We start from the raw sequence: 24,829 nt of genomic DNA on the forward strand, positions 1-24,829 counted from the left end.
CGCCGAATCCTAGAGTCGATCCGGACGAGAACAAGGAGACAGAGCGAATGAGTTCCACAGGAAATTCCATGGCCGGCAAGGTCGCGTTCATCACAGGCGGCGGCACCGGCATCGGCGCGGCGGTGGCCGCGCAGTTCGTCGCGGCGGGCGGCCGCGTGGTGCTGATGGGGCGGCGCCTCGCGCAGCTCGAGGCGGTCGCTTCGAAGCTCGGCGGCCTCGCTGTGGCGGGCGATGCCGCCAACACCGACGACGTGCGGCGCGCGCTGGCCCAGGCACGCGAGAAGTTCGGCCGCGTCGACGTGCTGGTCGCCAATGCGGGCGGCCACGGCGTGGGCGATGCGCTATCCACTGACGACGCATCGTGGGCGCTCTCGACGCGCCTGAACCTCGACACCGCATTTGTCTGCGCACGCGAACTGCTGCCGGAGCTGATCGAGCGGCGCGGCAACATCGTCGTGCTGTCTTCGCTCGCCGGCCACTTCGCGGGGCCGGGCGTGGTCGGCTACGTGACGATGAAGCACGCGCTCATCGGCCTCGTGCGTTCGCTGGCGCGCGACTACGGCAGGCAGGGCGTGCGCGTGAACGCGGTGTGCCCCGGCTGGGTGCGCACCGAGATGGCCGACGAGCAGATGCAGGTGCTCGTCGACAAGTACCGGCTGGCCGATGCCGACGCGGCCTACGACCTCGTCACGCGCGACGTGCCGATGGGCCGCGCCGCCAGCCCCGAGGACGTGGCGAACGCCGTGATGTTCCTCGCCTCGCCGCTTGCCGCGATGGTCTCCGGCAGTTCGCTGATGGTCGATGGCGGCGCCTCCGCCGTGGACCTTCCCACCATCGCCTTCGCGCACGACGCCTGAGAAGAAAACCATGAGCACCGACACCACCAAGCCCGCCGACTGGAAGACCTACGACCAGTTCGCGCTCGGCATCGCCACCAACCGCCTGCCACCCACCGGCGCGCTCGCGGGCCAGACGCTGGTGCTGGCATTGCCCGACTTTCGCCTCACGCTGAAGCCGCGCACGCAGCACACGATCGATTGGCAGGAGGAGGGCGCACGCGTCGGGCAGGCGCAGGGCGACTGGTACGAGGCCATCGAGGTCGCGCCCGACACCTTCTTCCTCGACATCACCCAGGCCAGCCGCCCCACCGAGGCATTGACCGTGGTGCTCAACACGCGCACGCGCCGCGTGCTCGCCATCCGCTGCCGCATCGTCAGCGCCGAGGAAGCTGCTGGCCAGCCGCGCGTGCCGCAGGACTTCTGGCCCGGCACGCTCGAAGGCGGCGCTGCCGCATCGGGCGTCGAACCGCACGCCACGCGCGACCTCATCGGCCTGCGCACCTGGCAGACCTACAGCCCCAACCACACCTACGAGCACACCTATCTGAGCTCGGAGCGCTACGCGTGGCAGTGCCTGGTCGGCGTGCAGCGCGGCCACGGCGACGTCGATCTGGCGAGCTACTGGAAGTTCGACGACGGGCAGTACGTCTTCACCTTCCGCGAGTTCCTGATCCCGGTCGCGTCGGTGTTCTTCTTCGACTTCACGCAGGGCCGCTCGACCGGCAAGTTCCTCGGCGTCACCGGTGCCGGCGAAGTCGCCAACAACCCGGCTGGCGCCTTCATGCGCAAGGCCTCGCAGACCTTCTATCCGCCCGAGTTCGGGCCGGTCTGATCTCTTCCCTTCTTTTTTCGCTGTCACACCAGGAGCTTCACCCCATGCGCACGCCCCACCAGATCGTCGCCGACCACTACGCCGCCTCCGACCGCCAGGACCTCGAAGCCATGTTCGCCGACATCGCCGACGACGTGCGGTGGACCGAGATGGCCGGCTTTCCGTGCGCCGGCACGCACGTCGGTCCGGCGCAGGTGATCGAGAAGGTCTTCAAGGTGCTGGGCGCCGAGTGGGAGGGCTACCGCTTTGTGCTCGAGCGGCTGGTCGATGGCGGCGACACCGTGGTCGGCATCGGCGACTACCACGGCCGCAACCGCGCCACGGGCAAGACCATGTACGCGCGCGTCACCCACGTGTGGCAGGTGCAGGGCGGCAAGGTGCGGCGCTTCGAGCAGTTCACCGACACGCTGCTCGTCGCGCGCGCCATGCAGTGACGACGACTTCTTCCTTCTTCTCTTCAACGCATCGCCCCGGAGCCTCATTCATGAATCTGCGAGACCTGTCGATCGAACACCTCGGCCAGGTGGGCCTGCTGGCGCAGCGCCGGCGTGGCAACCACATCGACGGCCGTGAGGAAGCACCCGTGAGCGGCAGCTACCTGCCCGTGGTCGACCCTGCCACCGAGATGACCGTGGCCGAGGCGCCCGACAGCGACGCGGCCGACGTGAACGCGGCCGTCGCCAGTGCGCGCCGCACCTTCGAGAGCGCCGCGTGGCGCGCGCTGCGCCCGGCCGACCGCGAGCGCATGCTCTACACGCTGTCGACGCTGATCGAATCGCATGCCGACGAACTCAGCGCGCTCGAGACGCTGCAAAGCGGCAAGCTGCGCGGCATCGCGCGCATGGTCGACGTGGGCGCCGGCGCGGAGTTCGTGCGCTACATGGCAGGCTGGGCCACCAAGCTCGAGGGCCAGACGCTGGACAACTCCATCGGCATTCCGGGCCCGCAGTGGGTGACCTACACGCGGCGCGAGCCGGTGGGCGTGGTGGGCGCCATCGTGCCGTGGAACTTTCCGCTCGCCATCGCGCTGTGGAAGGTCGCGCCTGCCCTCGCGGCCGGCTGCACCGTGGTGCTCAAGCCTTCGGAAGAAACGCCGCTCACCGCGCTGCGGCTGGCCGAGCTGGCCATCGAAGCGGGCTTTCCACCGGGTGCGCTCAACGTGGTGTGCGGGCGTGGCGCCACGGCCGGCGCGGCGCTCGCTGCGCATCCGGACATCCGCAAGATCAGCTTCACCGGATCGACCGGCGTGGGCCGGCTGATCGGCCACGCCGCCGTCGACAACATGGCGCGCTTCACGCTGGAGCTCGGCGGCAAGTCGCCGTTGATCGTGCTGGACGACGCCGATCCGGCCGCGGCGGCGCAGGGCGCGGCCAACGGCATCTTCTTCCACCAGGGGCAGGTGTGCACGGCGGGCTCGCGCGTGTACGTGCAGCGCGGCATCTTCGACAAGGTGGTGTCGCAGCTGGCTCAGGTGGCCGAGGGGCTGCACATCGGCTCGGGCTTCGATCCGCAGGCGCAGTTCGGGCCGCTGGTGTCGCGCCGCCATATGGACCGCGTGATGGCGCACATCGACGGCGCGGTGGCCGAGGGCGCGACGCTCGTGACCGGCGGCGGCCGCGCGTTCGACGGCGGCTGCTTCGTGAAGCCCACCGTCTTCGTCGACGCGAAGCCCTCGATGCGCATCGTGCGCGAGGAAGTGTTCGGCCCGGTCGCGACCGTCGTTCCCTTCGACGACGTGGAAGACGCCATCCGCATGGCCAACGACAGCGCCTACGGCCTGGCCGCCAGCGTTTGGTCGAACAGCCTCTCGGCCGTGCACCGCATCGTGCCGCGCCTGCAGGCGGGCGTGGTCTGGGTCAACGCGCACAACGTGCTCGACAACGCGCTGCCGCTGGGCGGCGTGAAGCAGTCGGGCTACGGGCGCGACCTGGGGCGCGCGGCGGTCGAGAGCTTCACCGAGCTCAAGAGCGTGTGCATGGCGGTGTAGCCGCCGCGGTTCCGGTCACAAGAAAAGGAGACATCCATCATGAAGAAGATCCAGAAGAAGATTGCGCTGACCTTCGCGGTCGGCGCTGTGGGCATCGCGGGCGCGGGCGGCGCATGGGCGCAGTCGGGCCCCGACTGCGGCCTCAACACCGGCAAGCCCGCCACGGGCGAGCCCATTCCCATCGGCGCGGTGGTCGGCAAGACCGGCCCCGACGACTTCAGCGCCTCGGGCCAGGCGGCGGCCGCGTACTTCAAGTGCGTGAACGCCAACGGCGGTATCAACGGCCGCCCGGTCGACTACATCGTGGTCGACGACCAGTGGAACCCCGAGACCGCCGCGCAGGTCGCCTCCAAGCTCGTGAAGGACCGCAAGGTGGTCGCGCTCGCGGGCAGCACCAGCTTCGTGGAGTGCGGCGCCAACGCCAAGATGTACGCCGACGAGGGCGTGATGGTCATCGCCGGCACGGGCGTGCCGCGCGAGTGCTTCAACGCGCGCAACTACGTGCCGGTGAACGCGGGGCCGCGCGTGTCGGCCACCATCGCCGCGATGTACGCCGCGCAGAAGTACAAGGCGAAGAAGATGGTCTGCATCATTCCGAACATCCCCAGCCTGGGCAACTGGGCCTGCGAAGGGCCGAAGGAGTGGGGCAGGAAGAACGGCGTGGAGGTCGAGACCATCGCCATCGACCCCGGCTCGGCCGATGCAACTTCCACCATGCTGCAGGCGGCCGCCAAGAAGCCCGACACCATCATCATGAACGTGCCCAAGGGCATCCTGGTGCCGATGCTGGCGGCCGCCGAGCAGCAGAACATCGGCAAGAAGATCCGCTTCGTGTCGGCCGCGCCGGCCTACAACGCCGACGTGCCCAAGGCCATCGGGCCTTACTGGAAGGGCAACTTCGACGTCAACCTCGAATTCAACCCGCTCGAATCGGCCGGCCCCGACAACAGGAACTGGCTCGCGGTGATGGACAAGTACGGCGCGAAGAGCGACCCGCGCGACACCTTCTCGCAGGCCGGCTACCTGGCCGCGCGCATCGTCACGCAGGCACTGCTGAAGATGGACCCGAAGAAGATCGACCGCGCGAGCGTGACCGACGCGCTGCGCAAGGTGAGCGACTTCAAGAGCGACATTCTCTGCAAGCCCTTCTACGTGGGCAGCGGCAACCGCCACAACGCCAACAACAGCGGCCCGGTCGCCAGCCCCGACGGCAACGGCTGGCGCTTCGCGCCCGGTGGCTGCCTGACGGCGGAAGACCCGGAGCTGGTCGACATCCGCGCCGACGAGCAGAAGATGGGCCTGAAGTAGGCACGCCCTGCCATGGAGGAATACCTGCCCTTCGTCATCTCCGGCCTGGGCCTGGGCGCGGTCTATGCGCTCTCTGGCGTGGGGCTGGTGGTGCTCTACCGCTCGTCGGGCGTGCTGAACTTCGCGTTCGGTGCCATCGGCGCGATCGGCGCCTACGTGGCCTGGTCGATGCTCGAGGCCGACTGGCCGCAGGGGCTCGCGTGGTGCGCGGCCATCGTCACGGCGATGCTGCTCTCGCTGGCCTACGGCCGCCTGCTGGCGCCGCGCCTCTCGCACCGCGACCCGACCATCCGCAGCATCGCCACGCTGGGCTTCGCGCTGGTGGTGGTCGGCTTCACCGAGTGGTACTGGGGCGAACAGCCGCGCCGGCTGGTGCTGCCGACCGATGCGGGCGCCATCGACTTCGTGCTCGGCGAGGTCGACGTGCGCCTCACCCACACGCGCGCGCTGGGGCTCGCGCTGGCCGTGCTGATGATGGGCGGCGTCGGCCTGCTGCTGTCGAAGACGCGCGTGGGCCTGAAGATGCGCGCGCTGGCCAACGACCGAGACTTGAGCGCGCTGCTGGGCATTCGCGTGCTGGGGGTGGACACGGTGGCCTGGGTGCTCAGCGGCGCCTTTGCCGGCGTGTGCGGTCTGCTGCTGGCCAACATCGTGCGGCTGCAGGCCACGCTGCTGACCTTCCTGGTGATTCCCGCATTCGCGGCGGCCATCATCGGGCGCCTGCATTCGCTGCCGGCCACCGTGGCGGGCGGCATCGCCATCGGCGTGCTGGAGGCGCTGGCGATCACGGTGCCTGGCTTTGCGTCGTTCCGCACGGCCACTCCGTTCCTGATTGCGCTGGCGATGATCGTGTTCCACCGCACGGGGACTCGGCAGGCATGAGCAGCGCTTCCTCGACCATTGCGGAAGCGATGCCGGTGCAGGAGGTGCTGCCCGCCTCGCTCGCGGAGGCCTCGCGCCGCGCGCGCATCTCGCTGGCGGTGATGGTGGGCAGCGTGCTGCTCATCGGCCTCGTCGTGCCGTGGCTGGCGAATGCCTACTGGATCAAGACGCTCACTTCGTCGCTGGCGCTGTCGATCGCGGCGGCCGGCGTGGCGCTGCTCTACGGGCAGCTTGGGCTGGTGTCGCTGTGCCAGTACGCGCTGCTCGGCGCGGGCGGCTGGATCGCGCTGCGCGCGGGGCACGGGCTGGGTTGGCCCTTCGAGCTGTCGGCGCTCGCGGGCGGGCTGCTGTCGTGCGTGGTGGGCATGCTCGCGGGGCTGCCGGCGCTGCGGCTCAAGGGGCTGTACCTGGCGCTCGTCACGATGATGATGGCGGGCGGCTTTCAGGTGGTGATCAACGTCACGGGCTTTCCCGATGGCGGCGCGGGCTGGCTGGGCCGCGTGTTCGGCAGCGAGCGGCTGATGATGCCCCGGCCCGCGCTGGCGCTGTCCGACGCGGCGTACTTCCGCTACGTGGCCGTGTGGCTGGCGGCGGTGCTGGTGCTGATCGAGCTGCACCGGCGCACGCGCGCCGGGCGTTCGTGGGCGCTGATCCGTCGCGGCGAGGCGGCGGCCGTGGCGGCCGGCGTGAACATCCTGCGCTACCAGACCTGGGCTTTCGGTCTGGCCGGCTTCTGCGCCGGCGTGGCGGGTGCCTTGCTCGCGGGCGGCGTGGGCCAGCTCGATGGGCGTGCCTTCACCGCGGGCGATTCGGTGATGCTGTTCGCGCTCACGGTGGTGGGCGGTGTCTATCACTGGGCCGGCGCGCTGATTGCGGGGCTGCTGCTGCGGGCGGTGCCTGCGTTGCTGACGGACTTCGGCGTCAACGGTTATCTGGCGATGATCTTCTTCGGTGTGGCGCTGCTGCATGCGCTCATCACCGCGCCGAGCGGCATTGCAGGGCAACTGGCGGGGTTGATCGACGCGGTCCGCAAACGGCTCCCGGGTGCGGGCAAGGACGCAGCGCCATGATCCGCATCAGCGATCTCACCGTCGCCTTCGGCGGCGTCAAGGCCATCGATGCGCTCACTGCCGAACTCGACGCGCCGGTGTGCGGCCTCATCGGCCCCAACGGCGCGGGCAAGACCACGCTGGTCAACGTGCTCAGCGGCCTGGTGCTGCCGCGCAGCGGCACGGTCGCGGTGGACGGTGCCGACCTGCTGGGCCTGAAGCCCATCGAGCGCGTGCGCTTCGGCCTGCGCCGTTCGTTCCAGACCGAGCAGGTGGTGGAGGACCTGAGCGTGTGGGACAACGTGCGTGCCTTGCTCGACCATGTGCCGCATGCGCGCGGCGATGCTGTTGCACAGGTCACGCGGGCGCTGGCATACACCGGCCTGCTCGACGCGGCCACGGTGCTGGGCCATCGGCTCAACCTGTTCCAGCGCCGCATGCTCGAGATCGCCAAGTCGCTGGTCGGCGCGCCCAAGTTGCTGCTGCTCGACGAACCCGGCGCGGGCCTCACCGAGCAGGAAGCCGGCGCGCTGCGCCGCGTGATCGGCTCGGTGCACGCCTTCTGCGGCGCGCAGGTGCTGCTGATCGACCACGACGTCGACCTGATCGCCGCCACCTGCACGCAGACCCTGGTGCTCGATTTCGGCCGCCGCCTCGCGCTCGGCCCGACGCGCGAGGTGCTCGACGACCCGGCCGTGCGCAAGGCCTATCTCGGAACGGAGTGACAAGCACATCATGCTGAGCGTGAACGATCTGCGTCTGCAGCGCGGCGGCAAGGCCGTGCTGCACGGCATCGACCTGCAGGTGCCTCCCGGCGAGGTGACGGCGTTGCTGGGCGCCAACGGCGCGGGCAAGTCGAGCACCGTGATGGCCATCGGCGGCGCGCTGCCGTTGACCGGCGGGCGCATCGAAGTCGAGGGGCATGCGCTGCACGGCCAGCGGCCCGAGCGCGTGCGCGCGCTCGGCGTGGCGGTAGTGCCCGAGGGACATCGCGTGCTGGGCGATCTCTCAGTGCTCGACAACCTGCGCGCCGCCGCCACCGCGCTGCCGGCGGCGCGCGTGGCCGACGCGGTGGAGCAGGTGCTCGCGGTGTTTCCGGAACTGCGCGTGAAGCTCGCACTGCCCGCGCGTTCGCTCTCGGGCGGGCAGAAGCAGATGGTCTGCATCGCGCAGGCGCTGATCGGCAAGCCGCGCTACCTGGCCATCGACGAGCTTTCGCTGGGGCTCGCGCCCACGGTGGTGAAGCGGCTGGTGGAGGTGGTGCAGCAGGTCGCGCGCGAAGGCGTGGGCGTACTGCTGATCGAGCAGTTCACGACGGTGGCGCTCGCGGTGTCGAGCCGGGCCTACGTGCTGGAGCGCGGGCGCATGGCCTTCGCGGGTTCGTCGCAGGAACTGCGCAGCCGGCCGGAGATACTGCACAGCAGCTATCTCGCGGCGGCCTGAAGACTTTCCTTACTTCGGCGTGCCACCCGGCTTGGGCAGGCTGTGCGGCTTGGCTTCGCGCGCCTCGGCACGGGCCTCGCCGGCCTTCTCCGTCTTGCTGGGTGCCGGCACGGCAGAGCCCTCGCCGCGCGCGGTGCCTCCGTCCTTGATGCGCACCGCGCCGGGTTGCTTGTTGTTCTTCTTCGCTTCGGCGGTCGCCTGCGGCTTGCTGTCGAAGTCGGCCTCGGCTTCTGAGCTGTGGGCGTGCGGCTGTTGCGCGAAGGCGGTGGAGAAGAGGGCGAGGGTGCCGAGGGCGAGCAGGGTGCTTTTCACGAAAGGTTCCTTCCTGTTGAGTTGGTGGAACCGACTCTAGGAAGGCTGCCTGTTGGAGAAGCCGACGCCGCGATTACGCTTTCGTCATGTGCGGCACCGCGTACCGCGTCGCGGTCAATGGATCAGGCCATTCCGCACGGCATAGAGGACAAGTTCGGCAGTGCTCGAAACACCCAGCTTTTCCAGCAGATGCGCGCGATGGGTGCTGACGGTCTTCACGCTGATCAGCATCTCCTCGCCGATGTGCGTCAGCGACATCCCCTTGAGCAGCATCAGCATGATCTGGTGCTCGCGCGTCGTCAGCCGCTGGTGGGGTGGGCGCATATCGATGCCCCGGCTCTGCTGGTGAATCTGCGACGCGAGCCCGCTGCTCACGTACTGGCCGCCTCCGGCCACCAAGCGTATCGCCCCCATGAGTTCCGTCGGTTCCGAGTCCTTGGCGACATAGCCGTTCGCGCCTTCGCGGATGGCCACCAGCGCGTACTGGGTTTCCGGATACATCGACAGCACGAGCACGGGAAGCCGCGGCCACCTGACCCGCAGCGACGCGAGCAGGTCGAGCCCGCTGCGACCCTCGAGGTTGATGTCCAGCAGAACCAGGCTGAAGCGGCACTGCTGGAGCAGTTCGAGCGCCTGCGCGAAGTTGTTGGCCTGGCCGGCCACGCGGATGTCGCTTTCGTCCAGCATCAGCCGTTGCAGGCCCGAGCGGAATATCGCGTGGTCGTCAACGATCAGCAGGTCGATCATCCGGCTGCCTTCGGCTTTCAGAGCAGGGGAGCCCGCAGCTCCAGCCGCGTTCCCCGGCCGGGCGTGGAATCGATGCGCAGGGAGCCTTCGATCTCCCGCGCCCGTTCGCTCATGCCGAGCAGGCCGAGCGCGGGCCTGGGCAGCGATGCGGGGTCGAAGCCCTGGCCGTCGTCCTTCATCGAGAGCACGACTTCGTCTTCGATGGACGCCAGGTGAACCTCGACCGAACCGGCTTGCGAGTGGCGTGCCACGTTGGTCAGCGCTTCGCTGAAGACCCGGTAGACCGCAAGCGCCCGTCTCGGCGAAAGACGCACGGACATCTCCTGCGAGTGGACCTGGTGGGCAATGCCATGGCGCTGCGAGAACTCCTGCAGGTCGCGCTGCACCGCGACCGACAGGTCCAGATGATCGAGCGCGCTCGGGCGCAGGGCCTCGGACATGCGCTTCACCGCATCGATGGTTTCCTGCGTCAGTCCGAGAATTCCTCTGACCAGCTCGCGCGTCTCATCGCTTTCGGTGCGTTTCAGCACCCGCGAAGCATCCATCTTGATCGACGTGAGCATGCCGCCCAGCACGTCGTGCATGTCGCGGGCGATGTCCTGTCGCTGCTCCTCCAGTTTCCTGGTCGTGTGCGCGGCGAGGTCCCGCAGCTGCTCCTGCGATGCGCGAAGCTCCTGCTCGTTGCGCAGCTGCTGGGTGACATCCAAGCCGACGCCCATGACCGCGGGCCGCCCGCGAAACATCATGCGCGAGCCGTGCACCTCGATGTACACCGTGTGCCCGTCGCGATGCAGGCCGCGCGTGACGAACCGGAGGCTCGGCGGAGTGCCGGCCAGCCTCAGGTGATACAGCCTCAGCACCTCGGGAAGGAAGTCGGCGGGAACCGCGCGCGACAGGTGGACGCCGATGATCTCAGCGGGCGTGTATCCGATCAATGCCGCCCAGGTGGAGTTGGCATAGGCGAAGCACTCGTCCTGCAGTATGTAGATCCCGGCGAGCGACTGCTCGACGATCGCGTGGAAGGGGATGTCCGGCAGTGGTGGGTCCTGGGCCATGGAAGTGGCAGGTCGCTACTCGGGAGAGGACGCGAGCCTACCTGGAGGTGATGTTGCCATCCAGCGTATATGCCTTGAAGAAGTCCCAGCTGATCTGCGAAGCATCGGGCCCCCTGGGGTCGCTGAAGGCCATGCCCGGCTTGCCGCCGCTCCAGGCATGGTTCATTCCTTCGATGGTGTACATCTGGACCAGGACCTTGCTGTTGTCGCTGCTCATGTAGGTCTCCTTTTTGTAGGCACGCTTCTCCGGAGTCTCGGCGATCGATTCCGTGGTGCTCGGCTTGTTGCGCTTGTACCCGTCGTCGTACGAAACCTGGCCTGCCGGATTCTGGTAGGGCACGGAGTCATTGTCCCTGGCATCGTCGGCGAGGTCGTTGGTCTGGACGAACTGCTGGGCGGCCTGCCTGCCGTTCTTCGGGTTGACCACGATGTCCGTGGTGCCGTGGAAGACGAGCATCGGCACCTGGCGGCGGAGCTTGCCGCCGCACTCCCAGGCGTCCTGGCCCCGCACGTCGGGGTCGAAGATGCTGCCGAACGGCAGTACCGCGATGTCGCTGACGGGGCCGGTGGCGGCCTTGTACATACCACCGGAATGGATCGCCGCGGCGGCGAAGACATCCGGGTAGCAGGCGGCCATGATGGCCGTCATGCCTCCTCCAGCGGAGATGCCCGCGACGTACACGCGCTGGCGGTCCACGACGCTCCTGTAGGAAGTCATCACCTCCTGCAGGATCCCGTGGATCGCGCCGGCCTCCCCCGAGTTGCGCGCCTGGTTCTCTGGGTTGTAGAAGTTCCAGCATCCCATCGGGTTGCGCACGACCGGCTCCTTGGGATAGACGACGATGAAGCCCTCCCTGTCCGCGATGTCGTTCATGCGGCTGACCTCCGCCATGTTCTCCGGGTTCGAGGTGCAGCCGTGCAGCAGCAGGAGAACGGGCATCTTCGCTCCCGAAAGAACGCTGGCGCCGTAGCCGGAAGGCAGCCACACCTTGTACGTGTAGGTGTTCAGGAGAAAGGGCCACGATGCGACGAAGATTCCGTCCTTCCATTGGCCGGCCGGAGTTCCGGCGAAGCACAGCGACGCGCACAACAAGGGAACGATCCGCAGCGCCTGGGTGAGCGCGCGGGCTTTCTTGAAGAACATGGTTTGCCTCCTGGGGTCTTGTGGATCGCAGGCTGCATGCAGCGCTGCGCCACGGATTTGACTGACCCGTCGGCACGGCTGCCATCGGAAGATTCTGATTGCGGCAGGGGGTTATCCCGTCCACGGAGGCGCACTTCCGCGGGTTCAGGGGCCCGGGGAGCCCGAAGGCTTGCTCCCGGTCGCGCCCTAGTGCGTCAGCATCGCGGACGCGGCGGGCTTCTCCGCTTCGCGCCGCTGGAACTCGCGCGGCGACACGCCGTACTGCGCCTTGAACGCTCGGCAGAAATGCGCGCTGCTGTTGAAGCCCCAGGCGAAGGCGATCTCCGACACCGATGCGCGCCGGCCCACCGCGTTGCGCAGCGCCTCGCCGCAGCGCTCCAGGCGCATCTGCCAGATGAAGCGGTCGAGCGTCTGGTCCTCGTCCTCGAACACGCGGTGCAGGTAGCGCTTGGAGCAGCGCAACTGCTGCGCGATGAGGTCCAGCGACAGGGCCGGGTCGGCGAGGTGCGCGTGCACGAACTGCTTCACGCGCGCCTTGAGCACGCCCGGCACCGGGTGCGCGCCGAACTGCTCGTCGGAATGCGTGGCCAGCGTGGATGCAAGCAGGCCCAGCACCGTGTCGCTGACAGAGCGGCCGACCGCGTTGGGCAGCGAGGGCAGCTGGTCGGCCAGCGAGGTGAGGAAGGAGCCGAGCACCGCATAGAGCCCCTGCATCGCGGGCGTGTGCGCCTCGCAGGTGTGCAGGTCGGGAATCTTCATGCCCTTGAACTGCTGGCGCGGGATGGTGATGGCCAGCAGGCGTGAGCGCTCGGGGTTGGTGATGGCGTAGGGCACGCGCGGGTCGTACAGGCTCCAGTCGCCGGGGTGCAGGTGGAACTCGCGGTCGCGCTGCGAGATGTGGCCGTGGCCCTCGAGCTGCAGCACCAGCTTGTAGTGCTCGTCGAGCGCGATCTCGCTGCGCGTGTCGGGGCGCGCCACGCGGTGCGAGGGCGCCTCGATCATGAACATGCCCAGCGGGCCGAGCTCGTAGGCGTCCATGCGCGCGTCGAAGGTGCCTGCGTCCAGGCATTGCACGCTCAGCGCGCCGAAGTAGGAGGTGTTGATCCGGCCCCAGCAGGCCTGCCGGTCGGCGGGGTGTTCGAGCAGCGTGCTGAAGTGGAGTGCGTTCATGCCGTGGGTTCCCTGGAAGGCGCCCGGAAGCGCCTCCGCAGGATAGGCATGCGACGGCGCGACATCATCGGTGTTTCCACCCGGGGCGTGCGGGAGGCTGCGCTTCCGGTCAATGCGCAGTGCGCTGTGGATCAACTCAGCGCACGGGCTTGCCGCCGAACGTATCCGCCATGAGGCCGATGAGCCACTGCAGGGCCGGGTCGGCATCGTGCGCGGCCGTCCACAGCAGCGAGACCTCGTAAGCCGGTGTTTCGAAAGGCAAGGGGCTCACCGCCAGCCCGAGCGCGTCGCGCCAGGTGGCGGCAGCGAAGGTGGGCACGGTGGTGATGGCGGGCATCTGCCGCACGATGAAGGGGCTGGTCGCGAAGTTGCGGCTCGAGAAGACGACCTTGCGCGAGTGCCCCCGTTCGCGCAGCAGCTCGTCGACGAGGCCGCTGAGGTCGGCGCTGAACGAGGTGAGCAGGTGCGGGTGGCGCAGGTACTCGGCGAGCGTGATTTTCTTTCCACGTACCGTCACGAGTTCGGGGTTGTAGACGCAGACAAAGCTCCAGCCGAACAGCGCCCGCTGCCGGTGCCACGAGGCGCAGTCGATGAAGACGCCCACCGCCAGTTCGATCTCTGCCGCGTCGAGCATGGCAGGCGCGTTCGTGCGGTCGGCCTCACGCGCGATGAGCCGCACGCCCGGGGCCTCTTCGGCAAGCCGCTGCATGAGCCGCGGCATCAGCGCCACTTCGAGCGCATCGCTCAAGCCGATGCGGAACACGCGCTCGGCCTTCGCCGGGTCGAACGCCGGCCGCGCATGCAGCGCCTGCTGCAGCGACAGCAGCAGCGGCTCGATGACGCGCGCGAGTTCGAGCGCGCGCGGCGTCGGCGTCATGCCGTGCGAGGTGCGCACGAACAGCTCGTCGCCCAGCGCGGCGCGCAGGCGCTTGAGCGCTCCGCTCAGCGCAGGCTGGCCGATGAACAGGCGCTGTGCCGCGCGCGTGACGCTGCGTTCGTGCAGCAGCGCGTGGAACACCAGCAGCAGGTTCAGGTCGAGCCGCCTGAAATCGCTTTCATTGATGTATTCCATGGTTCCAAACGATTTGAATGATAGTGCCGCGCTCCCTAACCTGAGGGCTCTTTCAGCAGCATTCAAAGGAATCGACATGACCCAGAAGGAACAACAACAGACCGTGGTGGTGGTCGGCGGCTCGTCGGGCGTGGGGCTCGAGACTGTGCGGCGCATGGCGGCGACCGGCGCGCGCGTGATCGCGACGGGGCGCGACAACGCCAAGCTGCAGGAGGCGATCGGCGGGCTCGGCCCGAATGTGAGCGGCGCGGCCTTCGACGCCTGCAACCGCGGCGCGCTCGACGCCTTCTTCGAGAGCACAGGGCCCGTCGACCACCTTGTGCTCACGCTCAGCGGCGGCGAGGGCGCGGGCGAGTTCGCGCAGCTCGACCTGCAGTCGCTGCGCCGCGGCTTCGAGGCCAAGTTCTGGCCGCAGCTCGAGGCGGCGCAGGCCGGCGCGCGCGTGCTGCGCAAGGGCGGCAGCCTGACCTTCGTGACGGCGATCTCCGCGCGCAACTCGCTGCCCGGCACCGCGGGGCTGGCGGCGATCAACGGCGCGATCGAGGCGATGGTGGGCAGCCTGGCGCGCGAGCTGGCGCCGAGCCGCGTGAACGCGGTGTCGCCGGGCCTCGTCGACACGCCATGGTGGAACCGCGTGCCCGCCGCGATGAAGGACGACCTGTTCCGCCAGCAGGTCGAGACGCTGCCCGTCGGCCGCGTGGGCCGGCCGCAGGACGTGGCGCATGCGATCCAGTTTCTGATCGAGAACGGCTACACCACGGGCACCGTCATCGAGTGCGACGGGGGGCTGCGGCTGGTGTGAACCAGCGGCGCCGGCAGTACCCGAAAGTTCCCGGAGCGGGGCACGCACGGGGCGGACATCGAAATGTTTTGTTGAAAAAACTGCGCCAGATACAGAGCGATACGCAGGGCCGGGCGAATGGTGGTTCGAGGGGCGACATTCGCACCTGTCAGCCCTTCCACCACGAACCAATCGATCATCAGGACAGCCCAATGACATCGTCGCTCCAACTGCCCCGCAGAACCTTCCTCGCAGCCGCCGCCCTCGGTGCCGCGGCCACCCAGCTCGCAGCGCTCACGCCGGCCTTCGCCCAGGCCGCCGGCGCGCCCCGGCGTCTCGAACCGCTCAAGAGCATCGATGCCGGCACGCTCAACATCGGCTACTACGAAGCGGGTCCGGCCAACGGCGCGCCCGTGATCCTGCTGCACGGCTGGCCCTACGACATCCACATGTTCGTCGACGTGGCACCGGCGCTCGCGGCGGCGGGCTTCCGCGTCATCGTGCCGTACCTGCGCGGCTACGGCACCACGCGCTTCCTGTCGGCCGACACGCCGCGCAACGGGCAGCAGTCGGTGGTCGCCGTCGACATCATCGCGCTGATGGATGCGCTGAAGATCCAGGTCGCCACCGTCGCCGGCTGCGACTGGGGCGCGCGCACCGCCTGCATCATGGCCGCGCTGTGGCCGCAGCGCGTGAAGGCGCTGGTTTCGGTCAGCGGCTACCTGATCGGCAGCCAGGAGGCCGGCAAGGTGCCGCTGCCGCCGCAGGCCGAGCTGCAGTGGTGGTACCAGTACTACTTCGCGACCGAGCGCGGCCGCGCGGGCTACGAGAAGAACCGCCACGACTTCGCAAAGCTCATCTGGCAGACCGCGTCGCCCAAGTGGAACTTCGACGCCGCCACCTTCGATCGCAGCGCCGTGGCGCTCGACAACCCCGACCACGTGGCCATCACGGTCCACAACTACCGCTGGCGCCTCGGCCTGGTCGAGGGCGAGGCCAAGTACCAGGCACTCGAGGACCGGCTCGCCAAGGCCCCGGTGATCGGCGTGCCGACCATCACGCTCGAAGGCGACGCCAACGGCGCGCCGCACCCGGAACCCAGCGCCTATGCGAAGAAGTTCTCGGGTCGCTACGAGCATCGGCTGGTCAGCGGCGGCATCGGCCACAACCTGCCGCAGGAAGCGCCCGAGGCCTTCACGAAGGCGGTGATCGACGCCGCGCGCGGCTGAGTCGACAAAGCCCTGAGCGCAGGAGCGACGACCATGTGGAACATCCAACAGGCCTACATCGACGGCGCCTTCGTGCCCGTGCAGGGCAGCGAGCGGCTGGAGATACTCAGCCCGGCCACCGGGCAGCCGATCGGCACCGTGACGCTGGCGAACCGCGACGATGCGAAGCGCGCGATCGAGGCCGCGAGCCGGGCGCAGCCGGCGCTGGCGGGCAGCACCAAGGCGCAGCGCATCGACATGCTCAGGCGCCTCGAAGCCGCCGTGCTGGCGCGCACCGAGCAGATCTGCGAAGCCACGATCGAGGAGTACGGCGGCCCGCTGGCCCGTTCGCGATGGGTCAGCAACTACGCCTCGCAATGCTTCGCCGACACGGCCCGCATGCTGGAGGGCTACGACTTCGAACGGCGCATGGGCGATGCCATCGTGCGCATGGAGCCGGTCGGCGTCGCGGGCCTCATCGCGCCCTGGAACAGCACCGCCGGCAGCATCTGCAGCAAGCTGGCCTCGGCCATCGCCGCGGGCTGCGCGTCGGTGATCAAGCCCAGCGAGTTCAGCCCGCTGCAGGCGCGGGTCGTGACCGAGGCGCTGCATGAGGCCGGCCTGCCGGCGGGCGCCGTCAACGTGCTGCTCGGGCGCGGCGGCGACGTGGGCGACGAGATCGCCACTCATCCTGCAATCGCCAGGATCTCGTTCACCGGCTCCACGGCCACCGGCAAGCTCATCGCACGCGCGGGCCTGGAAACGCTGAAGCGCGTGAGCCTCGCGCTCTCCGGCAAGTCGGCCACCGTGGTGCTGGACGACGCCGACCTGGCCACGGTGCTGCCCATGGCACTGGGCGCGGCCTTCATGAACAACGGACAGGCCTGCGTGGCCGGTACGCGTCTGCTGATTCCGAACGCGCGCATGGCGCAGGCCATCGAAGGCCTGCGCGTGGCGGCAGCGGCGATGCGCGTGGGCGATCCGCGCGACCCCGCCACCGCGGTCGGGCCGCTCGCGAGCAAGGCGCAGTTCGAGCGCGTGCAGCGTTTCATCCGCCGCGGGCTCGAGCAGGGCGCGACGCTCGTGGCCGGAGGCGAGGGGCGCCCGGACGGCTTCGACAAGGGCTGGTTCGTGCGGCCCACGGTGTTCGCGGGAGTGCGCAACGACATGGACATCGCGCGCGAGGAGATCTTCGGACCCGTGCTCTCGGTGATCGGCTACGACGGCGAGGACGAAGCGGTGGAGATCGCGAACGACTCGCCGTACGGCCTGCAGGCCTACGTCTTCTCCTCGCAGCAGCAGCGCGCGCTGGACGTGGCTTCGCGGCTGCGCGTCGGCTCGGTGTTGGTCAACCGCGTCACGCCCGAGCTGAGCGCGCCTTTCGGCGGCGTGAAGCAGTCGGGCATCGGCAGGGAGTTCGGGCTCTTCGGCATGGAAGCCTTCCTGGAGCCGAAGACCGTGGCCCTCGCGCAGCCGGGCTGAAATCGAGCCAGGGCGGCGAGGGTGGGTGGGGCAGGCGCTATCCTGCCTCATGCTTTCTACAGAATCAGCTTCCGCCGCCTCGAGCGCCGGCAGGAGGCAATCGAGGGCCCGGGAGTGGCTCTGTTCCGCTCTCATCCTGCTGTGCATCGCGCTGGGCTCATGCCCGGCGTTCGCACAAACCAGGACAGCCCTGGTGCCCGTGCCGCCGATGAAGACGCGGGTGGTCGATCTCACGGACACGCTGGGCGCGAGCGATGCCGAGGCGCTGCGCCAGGACATCTCGGCCCTGGAGCGCAGCACGCAGGCGCAGCTCGCGGTGTTGATCGTGCCGACGACGGGCCGGGAGGCGATCGAGCAGTACGCCACGCGCGTGTTCGCGAACTGGAAACTGGGCCGCAAGGAAGAGGACGACGGCGTGCTGGTGCTCGTCGCGCTGAAGGACCGGAAGATGCGCATCGAGGTCGGCAAGGGCCTCGAGGGCACCGTCACCGACATCCAGGCGGCCGCGATCATCGACCAGCAGATGGCGCCACGCTTTCGCGGCGGCGACTATGCGGGCGGCGTGCAGGCCGCGGTGCGGGCGCTGTCGCAGCTGATCGACGCGCCGTCGGCGGCGCAGCCATGGCCCGACACGCTCGCGTCGGACGCAGCGTCCACGCCGCTGCCGGTGGACGAAGAAGCCGTGCGCGAACCGACGGCATCCGGCGGAGGCCTGACGCCAGAGGGGAAGGCCTTCCTCGGCGTCATGCTGTGGAGCATCGGCGTGGGAGCATGGCATGGCCTCGGCGCGGGGCCTCTCGTCGGCACACGGCGCCGCACTTCGCGGCCCACTTCGCTCGGCAAGCGTTCGGGCAAGCGCGGGCGGCGCGTCCGGCGCCCCGAGCCCTGGTCCGATGCGCTGCAGGAGATCGAACCCGAAGCGCCTCGCCGGCCGCGCGACTGGCGGCTCGTGCTCGGCCTTGTCAGTGCGGGTCCGCTGGGCGGAGCCGCCATGCTGCTGAATCCGTTCATGGCGGGGTTCCTGGCCATTCCGGCGCTCTTCCTGTACGGCCTCGGCTATCTGTGCGGGCGCGTGAAGGAAGTGGCCTATGTGCTCGGCGGCATCGCCGCGGTGATCGCCGCGCTGGTCTGCATTGCCTTCATGGTCGGCGGCGATGTGTTCTGGCCGGGCTTTCTGTGGGCGCTGGCTATCGGCGGCGCGGGCCTCCTGGTCGCGGTCATCGTCTTCGGCATCCGCAACACCTGGCGGGACGGCAGCGCGCTCGGCTTCGCGGTCCGGTGGATCGTCGTGCTGGGTGTGGTCGGCGCGGTGGTCGTGATCACCGAGCCCGGCCCGTTGCCCGACGAGACCTGGATTCCCGGCGCGATCGCGACCGTTCTCGCGCTGCTGTTCATGTTCGTCTTCCCGCTCTTCGGCTCGGGCAGCGGCGATGGCGACAGCTCCGACAGCGGCTGGAGCAGCGGCTCGTCGAGCAGTTCTTCGAGCAGCAGCAGTTCGTCGTCGGACAGCTCGTCGTCCGGCGGCGGCGGCTCCAGCAGCGGAGGCGGCGCCTCCGGCAGCTGGTAGCCGGCGCCCGGGTCAGACCGCCGGCACGCGCCCGGCGTCGGCCGGATCCACGTTGCGCCGGTACAGCACCAGCGTGGCGATCAGCCCGCACACGGCGGCGGCCGTCATCCACAGGCCCGGCGCGCCCTTGTCGCCGGTCATCTCGATCAGCCCCGTGGCGATGGCAGGCGTGAAGCCGCCGAAGAGCGCGGTGGCCAGGCTGTATGCGAGCGAGAAGCCGGCGGTGCGCACGTTCACCGGCATCACCTCGGTGAGAGCGACCACCATCGCGCCGTTGTAGCTGGCGTAGAGGAACGACAGCCAGAGTTCCACCTCGAGCATGCGCGCGAAGCTGGGCGCGCCTACCAGCCACTTGAGGGCCGGGTAGGCGGTGAGGATGGTCAGCACCGTGAACAAGATCAGCAGCGGCTTGCGGCCCACGCGGTCGGACAGCGCGCCCATGATCGGCAGCCAGATGAAGTTCGAGATGGCCACGCACAGCGTGACGATCAGCGCGTCGGTGGTGCTCAGGTGCAGCACGGCCTTGCCGAAGGTGGGCGTGTAGACGGTGATCAGGTAGAACGACACGGTGGTCATCGACACCAGCATCATCCCGGCGATCACGAGGCCCCAGTTGGCGACCATCGAGCGGAAGATCTCGCGCGCGTCGGGGCGATGCTTGCGCGCCATGAACTCCTCGGTCTCCTGCAGCGAGCGACGGATGATGAACAGCACCGGCACGATCAGGCAGCCCACGAAGAAGGGAATGCGCCAGTAGAAGTCGCCGATCTCCTGCGACGTGAAGGTCACGTTGAGCCAGTAGCCGATGGCCGCCGCCACGACGATGGCCACCTGCTGGCTGGCCGACTGCCAGCTCACGTAGAAGCCCTTGTGGCCCGGCGTCGCCATCTCCGACAGGTACACCGACACGCCGCCGAGCTCCACGCCGGCCGAGAAGCCCTGCAGCAGCCGGCCGATGAGCACCAGCAGCGGCGCCGCCAGGCCGATGGTCGCGTAGGCGGGCACGCAGGCGATCAGCAGCGTGCCGAGCGCCATCAGCGCGAGCGTGACGATCAGGCCCTTGCGGCGGCCGACGCGGTCGACGTACGCGCCCAGGAAGATCGCGCCCAGCGGACGCATCAGGAAGCCGGCGCCGAAGGTCATGAAGGTCAGCATCAGCGAGGCGTACTCGTTGCCTGCCGGGAAGAATGCCTTCGAGATCTGCGTGGCGTAGAAGCCGAACAGGAAGAAGTCGAACATCTCCATGAAGTTGCCGCCGGTCACGCGCAGGACGGTGGCGAACTTGGAGGAGGAGGCGGTGGTGGAGGCGCGGGCGGCAGTGCCCGGTTGCGCGGCGCTGGGCGCAGGATTCATCTTGTTGTCCCCTTGGGCTGTACTGGCGATGTGTGCGCCCCAAGGGTAGGCCGGGCTCCCCGACCGCAACCTGACTGTGCCGGTCAGGTAGCTGTCACTGTCACGCGGGGCGCTGCAGGACCAGGAAGCTCCAGCGCACGTCGGCGCGGCCCAGCATGTCCTCGCGTTCGCCGAGAAAGCGCGGCAGCAGTCCGTGTCGGGCCGCGAGTTCGATCGTTTCGGGCGCCGAGACTTCGAACATGCGCCGGCCCTCGGGCACGGGACCATGGCGCAGCGACATCGCGACCTGGCCGCCTTCGGCCACCAGCCCCGCGAGAGCTTCCATGGCTGCAGCGCGCTCGGCGGCGTCCAGGTGCATCCAAACGGCGGTCAGGAGGATCAGGTCATGCCGCACGCCGAGTGCCAGCGTGCGAGCCAGCCCGGGCAGGTGGTCGTCGATCCATTCGATGGGCAGCGCGGCGTGGCGGCGCATGCCTTCGGCGCGCAACTCGGGCGTGGGCTCCACCGCCACCACCCGGTGGCCCAGCGCGGCGAGCGCCGCGGCGTCGCGCCCGGAACCGGCACCGATGTCCAGCACGCGGCCCGGCGTGCTTGGAAACAGGTGCAGCACTTCGCGGTGGACGTCCTCGAAGCGAAGGCTCTCGTACTGCTGCGCGAGCGCCCCGGCATTGGCGCCGTAGCCGGCCGTTCCTCGAACTTCGCTCATCCGGCGCGGGGCGTCCTGCGTCAGGCCTTGTACTTGATCGAGCAACCGTAGGGCCGCGTGGCGGCGGCCGAGATCGGCTTGCCGCCGAAGGCCTCGCCCAGGGCCTGGTTCACGTAGTTGGTCGCGGTCTTGATGTCGTCCACGCGCGCCGAGGCGATGCTGTCGATGCCGCCCGCGTACACCAGCGTGCCCTTGGGGTCGATGATGAAGATGTGCGGCGTGGTGCGCGCGCCGTAGACCTGGCCGATGAGGCCGTCCTCGTCCATCAGCACGGCGGTGGGCGCGGCCTTCTGCGACTTCATCCAGGCGTCGAGCGCGTCGGGCTTGAGGTAGTCGGACGCGGCGCGCTCGGTGGAGTTGATGGCGAGCCACACCACGCCCTTGTCGGTCGCGGCCTTCTGCGTGGCGGGCATGTTGCCGCTGCCGTAGTGCTTGCGCACGAAGGGGCAGCCGGGGTTGGTCCATTCGAGCACCACGAACTTGCCCGCGAAGTCGGACAGCTTGTGCTTGGCGCCGTTGGTGTCGACCGCGACGAAATCGGGCGCCTGCTGGCCCACGGTGGGGGCGGCCGCGGCGTTGTTGCCCATCAGGAAGGTGGCGCCGAGCGCCACGGCTGCCGCGACGACGGCACGGCGGGAGGCCCGGCTCAGGGCGGCGCGGGCATTGCGCGCGGCGCGGAAGGAACGCGAGTCTGCGGTTGGCGAGAGAGACATGGCCAGCTTGAACTCCAAAACAAAATTCCAAACAACAACTGCAGCTTAGAACGGTTTCTTCAAGTGCATGTGACAACCCATGTCACGCCGGTGGTCAAAGCGCGGCAAGCGCGGCGCGGACCTCGTCCTTGCCCAGTATCTCCGTCAGCACGACCGGCGGCTTGCCCGGCGCCTGCAGCACGTACACCGGCACGCCGCTGCGTCCCAGCGCGGTGAGCGCGGCGGTGATGGCGGGGTCGCGGCGGGTCCAGTCGGCGCGCAGCGTGGCGACCTTCTTGGCGTCGAAGTCGGCCAGCACCTGCGCGTCGGACAGGGTGCTCTTCTTGTTGTACTGGCAGGTCACGCACCAGGCGGCGGTGAAGTCGATGAACACGGGACGGCCCGCGTCAGACAACTGCGCCACGCGTTCGGCGGACCATGGCTGCCAGCGCTGGCCGGCGGCGCCCGGCGCGGCCGATGCCAGCTTGGCGGGCTCCACCGCCTGCAGCACGTTGCGGCCGATGGCGGCGGTGAGCACGGCGGTGAATGCGATCAGCACACCCGCGATCACGACCCGCGCGCGCCCGCGCAGCGTGAGCGCCCAGACGATGGCGGCCAGGCACACCAGCAGCGCCAGCAGCGTGCCCGCGCCGTCGATGCCGCTTTGCTGGCCGAGCACCCACACCAGCCACGCCACGGTGGCGAACATCGGGAAGGCGAGCAGGCGGCGCAGCGTGCCCATCCACGGTCCGGGCTTGGGCAGCAGGTAGGCCACCGCGGGCACGAAGCCGGCCACGAGATACGGCAGCGCCAGCCCGAAGCCCAGTGCCGCGAACAGCAGCAGCGCCTGGGCCGCCGGCAGGCCGATGGCGAAGCCGAGCGAGGCGCCCATGAACGGCGCGGAGCAGGGCGATGCGATGACCACGGCGAGCACGCCGGAAAGAAAGTCGTTGGCCAGTGGATGCTTGGCCTGCGCGCTGCACACCGAGGAAGGCGCGGCGCGGCCGAACTCGAACACGCCCGCGAGGTTCAGCCCGATCAGCGTGAAGAGCGCCGCCAGTGCAGCCACCACGCCCGGCGACTGCAACTGGAAGCCCCAGCCCAGCCCGGCGCCCGCCGCACGCAGCGCAAGCATGCCGCCGCCCAGCGCGAGGAAGGACAGCATCACGCCGCCCGTATAGGCCAGCCCGGCCTTGCGGTGCGCGCTGGCGTTGCCCGCCTGCCGCGCGAAGCCCAGCACCTTGATCGCGAGGATCGGGAACACGCAGGGCATCAGGTTCAGCAGCAGGCCGCCGAACAGCGCGCCCAGCAGCGCGGCCAGGAAGGTGGTGGAAGAGGGGGCGGGCAGGTCGCCGGACTTCGCGGCCGCGGCATTCGCAGCGTTGGCCGCGAGCGCCGCCTGCAGGGCCGGCGACACCTCGGCGGCACGCGGCGCGGCGGCCGTGGGCCAGGTGCCCGAGACGGGGGCCTCGGCGCGCCATGCCACCGGCTGGCCGGCCTGCCGGTCGGCCTCGGCCAGCGTCACCACCACCGGCATCGCCGTGGGGCTCGCGCTGCGCTGGTCGGCCAGCGGCATCGTGGCGGTCCAGGTGTCGCCCTGCCAGGATTGGGTCCAGTCCTTGCCGGAGACGGCCGCGGTGCGGATCACCTCGGGGGTCTCGGGGAAGAACTCCAGTGTCTTGCCCTGCGCGGCGGCCGGCAGGCCCTCGAGCCGCACCTTCAGGCTGTGGCCCTCGACTTCGATGGCGCCCGGCTTGGCCAGCGGCGCGGGCCGGGCGGCGAAGGCGGTATCGAACTCGGCCTTGTGCAGCGCGGTCGAGCCCTGCAGCGGCAGCGCCAGCGTGAAGGTGCCTTCCTCGGGAATGCATTCCTTGCGGCAGACCAGCCAGGAAGCCTTGAGCTGGATGTCCATCGCCGGGGTGCCGCCCAGCGCCACCGGCGGCTTGTAGAGCGTGGACACCTCCAGCGGCACCGGCAGCAGCACGGTGTTCTCGTAGCCGTAGTTCGCGAGGGTGCCGACCGGGATCTTCTTCGGCGCCGGCCAGGCGATCTCGCCGGTGGACACGCCGGCCGGCAGGGTCCACGTCATCTCGGTGGGCAGGCCCGAATCGCCGGCGTTCTTCCAGTAGGTGTGCCACTCGGGCTGGTGCGCGATCTGCAGGCCGACCCATACCGGGGCACCGGGCGTCACGCCGTCCGGGGCGTGGGCGATGAGTTCGGCGCGCACATGGGGGGTGGTGACCACCGCGCCCGGCTTCGATGCCAGCTCGGGAGTCGATTGCGCCGCGGCCGGCATGCTGGCTGCAGCTGTTGCTATCAGAAGCGTAGCGAATTGAATGCGCGGAAAGATCATGCCGTCAGTCGGAGCAATCGGTGGGGGCGAAGTTCCGGGCGCTTCAGGCCGCCGCGGTTGCCTGCGGGGCCCAGCCCAGCACCACGCGCCGGCTGCTGGCGCTCTTCTTTTCTATCTTGGTGACCACCACCGCGCCGATTTCCGCGGTGTTTGCAACATGCGTGCCGCCGCAGGGCTGCAGGTCGATCTGCGCGTCGTCCGGGCCGGTTCCGCCGATGCGAATGGTGCGCACCGTGCCCGAGCCGCGCGGCGGCTGCACGCTCATGCTCTTCACCAGCGCCGGGTTGGCGTCGAGTTCCTCGTCGGTGATGGCGCCCACGGTAAGAGGGTGGGCCGCCTCGACCAGCCGGGCCAGGCCGGCCGTCAGCGAGTCCTTGTCCAGCGGGTCGGTCATGTGGAAGTCGAGCCGTGCGTACTCGGGGGTGATGGAGCAGCCGTTCACAGGCTGTGGCACCAGGTGGCACAGGAGATGGGTGGCCGTGTGGAAGCGCATCAGCCGGTGGCGGCGCTCCCAGTCGAGGCGGGCGGTGACGGTGTCGCCGGGCTTCAGCGCCGCCAGCAGGTCTTCCTGGCCGGGCGCCGGTACATGGATGAATTCGTCGGTCGGGCGGCCTTCCGCGTCCTTGGCCTTGCGGGTGTCGGCGATGACGATCTCGCGTCCGCCGGCCAGGGCCAGCACGCCGCTGTCTCCGGCCTGCCCGCCGCCCTGCGGATAGAACACGGTGCGGTCGAGCACGATGCCGGCATCGTCGATGCGCGCCACGCGGGCGTCGCAGCTGCGCAGGTAGGCGTCGGCGCGGAACAGGTCGTCGGTCATCCGGCGATGGTAGCGGCGATGCGCGAATGA

24 protein-coding genes are annotated in these 24,829 nt (G+C 69.4%); 13 read left to right on the plus strand and 11 right to left on the minus strand.

Annotation, left to right across the window (positions count from 1 at the left end):
* The first annotated feature begins 47 nt into the window (after window positions 1-47).
* From ABL840_RS05365 to ABL840_RS05405, 9 genes are read left to right on the plus strand one after another with little or no spacing between them, the layout of a single operon-like run.
* Window positions 48-857: an SDR family NAD(P)-dependent oxidoreductase gene (locus tag ABL840_RS05365; RefSeq protein ID WP_176947371.1), complete on the plus strand. Its 810-nt coding sequence runs from the start codon at window positions 48-50 to the stop codon at window positions 855-857.
* Between the two features lie 10 nt (window positions 858-867).
* Window positions 868-1,671: a MoaF C-terminal domain-containing protein gene (locus ABL840_RS05370; RefSeq protein WP_093299317.1), complete on the plus strand. Its 804-nt coding sequence runs from the start codon at window positions 868-870 to the stop codon at window positions 1,669-1,671.
* Between the two features lie 44 nt (window positions 1,672-1,715).
* Window positions 1,716-2,105, plus strand: coding sequence for a nuclear transport factor 2 family protein (locus ABL840_RS05375; protein WP_093299320.1), 390 nt, complete (start codon window positions 1,716-1,718; stop codon window positions 2,103-2,105).
* 50 nt (window positions 2,106-2,155) lie between these two features.
* Window positions 2,156-3,658 (plus strand): aldehyde dehydrogenase family protein, encoded by a 1,503-nt coding sequence (locus tag ABL840_RS05380; RefSeq protein WP_093299322.1) that lies wholly within the window; start codon window positions 2,156-2,158, stop codon window positions 3,656-3,658.
* Window positions 3,659-3,697: 39 nt separating this feature from the next.
* Window positions 3,698-4,966, plus strand: coding sequence for an ABC transporter substrate-binding protein (locus tag ABL840_RS05385; RefSeq protein ID WP_093207127.1), 1,269 nt, complete (start codon window positions 3,698-3,700; stop codon window positions 4,964-4,966).
* Between the two features lie 12 nt (window positions 4,967-4,978).
* On the plus strand, window positions 4,979-5,848 hold the full coding sequence (locus ABL840_RS05390; protein WP_093299325.1) for a branched-chain amino acid ABC transporter permease: 870 nt from the start codon (window positions 4,979-4,981) through the stop codon (window positions 5,846-5,848).
* Window positions 5,849-5,877: 29 nt separating this feature from the next.
* Window positions 5,878-6,918 (plus strand): branched-chain amino acid ABC transporter permease, encoded by a 1,041-nt coding sequence (locus ABL840_RS05395; protein WP_093299327.1) that lies wholly within the window; start codon window positions 5,878-5,880, stop codon window positions 6,916-6,918.
* Window positions 6,915-7,622, plus strand: a complete 708-nt coding sequence (locus ABL840_RS05400) for an ABC transporter ATP-binding protein (protein WP_093299329.1) — start codon at window positions 6,915-6,917, stop codon at window positions 7,620-7,622. The genes ABL840_RS05395 and ABL840_RS05400 overlap by 4 nt, the downstream gene beginning before the upstream one ends.
* A gap of 7 nt (window positions 7,623-7,629) precedes the next feature.
* Entirely contained in the window at window positions 7,630-8,340 is a 711-nt protein-coding gene (locus ABL840_RS05405) for an ATP-binding cassette domain-containing protein (protein ID WP_103893573.1), read from the plus strand.
* 9 nt (window positions 8,341-8,349) lie between these two features.
* Here ABL840_RS05405 and ABL840_RS05410 read toward each other — a convergent pair whose 3' ends face one another.
* The 6 genes from ABL840_RS05410 to ABL840_RS05435 all read right to left on the minus strand — a co-directional run bounded on the left by ABL840_RS05410 (window position 8,350) and on the right by ABL840_RS05435 (window position 13,840).
* On the minus strand, window positions 8,350-8,652 hold the full coding sequence (locus ABL840_RS05410; RefSeq protein ID WP_093299334.1) for a hypothetical protein: 303 nt from the start codon (window positions 8,650-8,652) through the stop codon (window positions 8,350-8,352).
* A gap of 114 nt (window positions 8,653-8,766) precedes the next feature.
* The gene (locus tag ABL840_RS05415) at window positions 8,767-9,399 is read right to left on the minus strand and encodes a response regulator (RefSeq protein ID WP_093299337.1); all 633 of its coding nucleotides are present in this window, start codon (window positions 9,397-9,399) and stop codon (window positions 8,767-8,769) included.
* A 17-nt stretch (window positions 9,400-9,416) separates the two neighbouring features.
* The gene (locus ABL840_RS05420; protein WP_093299340.1) at window positions 9,417-10,454 is read right to left on the minus strand and encodes a PAS domain-containing sensor histidine kinase; all 1,038 of its coding nucleotides are present in this window, start codon (window positions 10,452-10,454) and stop codon (window positions 9,417-9,419) included.
* Between the two features lie 37 nt (window positions 10,455-10,491).
* The gene (locus tag ABL840_RS05425) at window positions 10,492-11,598 is read right to left on the minus strand and encodes an alpha/beta hydrolase family esterase (protein WP_093299342.1); all 1,107 of its coding nucleotides are present in this window, start codon (window positions 11,596-11,598) and stop codon (window positions 10,492-10,494) included.
* Between the two features lie 186 nt (window positions 11,599-11,784).
* Complete coding sequence (locus tag ABL840_RS05430) at window positions 11,785-12,768, minus strand: helix-turn-helix domain-containing protein (protein ID WP_093299914.1); 984 nt, start codon at window positions 12,766-12,768, stop codon at window positions 11,785-11,787.
* A gap of 136 nt (window positions 12,769-12,904) precedes the next feature.
* Window positions 12,905-13,840, minus strand: coding sequence for a LysR family transcriptional regulator (locus ABL840_RS05435; protein WP_093299345.1), 936 nt, complete (start codon window positions 13,838-13,840; stop codon window positions 12,905-12,907).
* Between the two features lie 76 nt (window positions 13,841-13,916).
* On the opposite strand from ABL840_RS05435, the gene ABL840_RS05440 reads away from it, so the two are divergent.
* The 4 genes from ABL840_RS05440 to ABL840_RS05455 all read left to right on the plus strand — a co-directional run bounded on the left by ABL840_RS05440 (window position 13,917) and on the right by ABL840_RS05455 (window position 18,878).
* Window positions 13,917-14,642 (plus strand): SDR family oxidoreductase, encoded by a 726-nt coding sequence (locus tag ABL840_RS05440; RefSeq protein WP_093299347.1) that lies wholly within the window; start codon window positions 13,917-13,919, stop codon window positions 14,640-14,642.
* A gap of 191 nt (window positions 14,643-14,833) precedes the next feature.
* A complete protein-coding gene (locus ABL840_RS05445) occupies window positions 14,834-15,850 on the plus strand; it encodes an alpha/beta fold hydrolase (protein ID WP_093299350.1) in 1,017 nt (338 codons plus the stop codon).
* A 33-nt stretch (window positions 15,851-15,883) separates the two neighbouring features.
* Window positions 15,884-17,311 carry an aldehyde dehydrogenase family protein gene (locus ABL840_RS05450; RefSeq protein ID WP_093299353.1) on the plus strand — a complete coding sequence of 476 codons (1,428 nt, stop codon included), beginning with the start codon at window positions 15,884-15,886 and terminating at the stop codon, window positions 17,309-17,311.
* A 193-nt stretch (window positions 17,312-17,504) separates the two neighbouring features.
* Window positions 17,505-18,878 carry a TPM domain-containing protein gene (locus tag ABL840_RS05455; protein WP_176947372.1) on the plus strand — a complete coding sequence of 458 codons (1,374 nt, stop codon included), beginning with the start codon at window positions 17,505-17,507 and terminating at the stop codon, window positions 18,876-18,878.
* Window positions 18,879-18,890: 12 nt separating this feature from the next.
* Here the strand turns inward: ABL840_RS05455 and ABL840_RS05460 are convergent, their stop codons facing one another.
* From ABL840_RS05460 to ABL840_RS05480, 5 genes are all read right to left on the minus strand, one after another.
* Window positions 18,891-20,231, minus strand: coding sequence for an MFS transporter (locus tag ABL840_RS05460; RefSeq protein WP_093299358.1), 1,341 nt, complete (start codon window positions 20,229-20,231; stop codon window positions 18,891-18,893).
* A gap of 100 nt (window positions 20,232-20,331) precedes the next feature.
* On the minus strand, window positions 20,332-20,937 hold the full coding sequence (locus ABL840_RS05465; protein ID WP_093207165.1) for a class I SAM-dependent methyltransferase: 606 nt from the start codon (window positions 20,935-20,937) through the stop codon (window positions 20,332-20,334).
* Between the two features lie 20 nt (window positions 20,938-20,957).
* A complete protein-coding gene (locus tag ABL840_RS05470) occupies window positions 20,958-21,650 on the minus strand; it encodes a redoxin domain-containing protein (RefSeq protein ID WP_176947373.1) in 693 nt (230 codons plus the stop codon).
* A gap of 94 nt (window positions 21,651-21,744) precedes the next feature.
* Window positions 21,745-23,982: a thioredoxin family protein gene (locus ABL840_RS05475; protein ID WP_176947374.1), complete on the minus strand. Its 2,238-nt coding sequence runs from the start codon at window positions 23,980-23,982 to the stop codon at window positions 21,745-21,747.
* 43 nt (window positions 23,983-24,025) lie between these two features.
* Window positions 24,026-24,799, minus strand: a complete 774-nt coding sequence (locus ABL840_RS05480) for an alanyl-tRNA editing protein (RefSeq protein WP_093207464.1) — start codon at window positions 24,797-24,799, stop codon at window positions 24,026-24,028.
* Window positions 24,800-24,829: the final 30 nt, after the last annotated feature.

The sequence above is a fragment of the Variovorax sp. NFACC27 genome, from assembly GCF_048301545.1.
Taxonomy (GTDB): domain Bacteria; phylum Pseudomonadota; class Gammaproteobacteria; order Burkholderiales; family Burkholderiaceae_C; genus Variovorax; species Variovorax gossypii.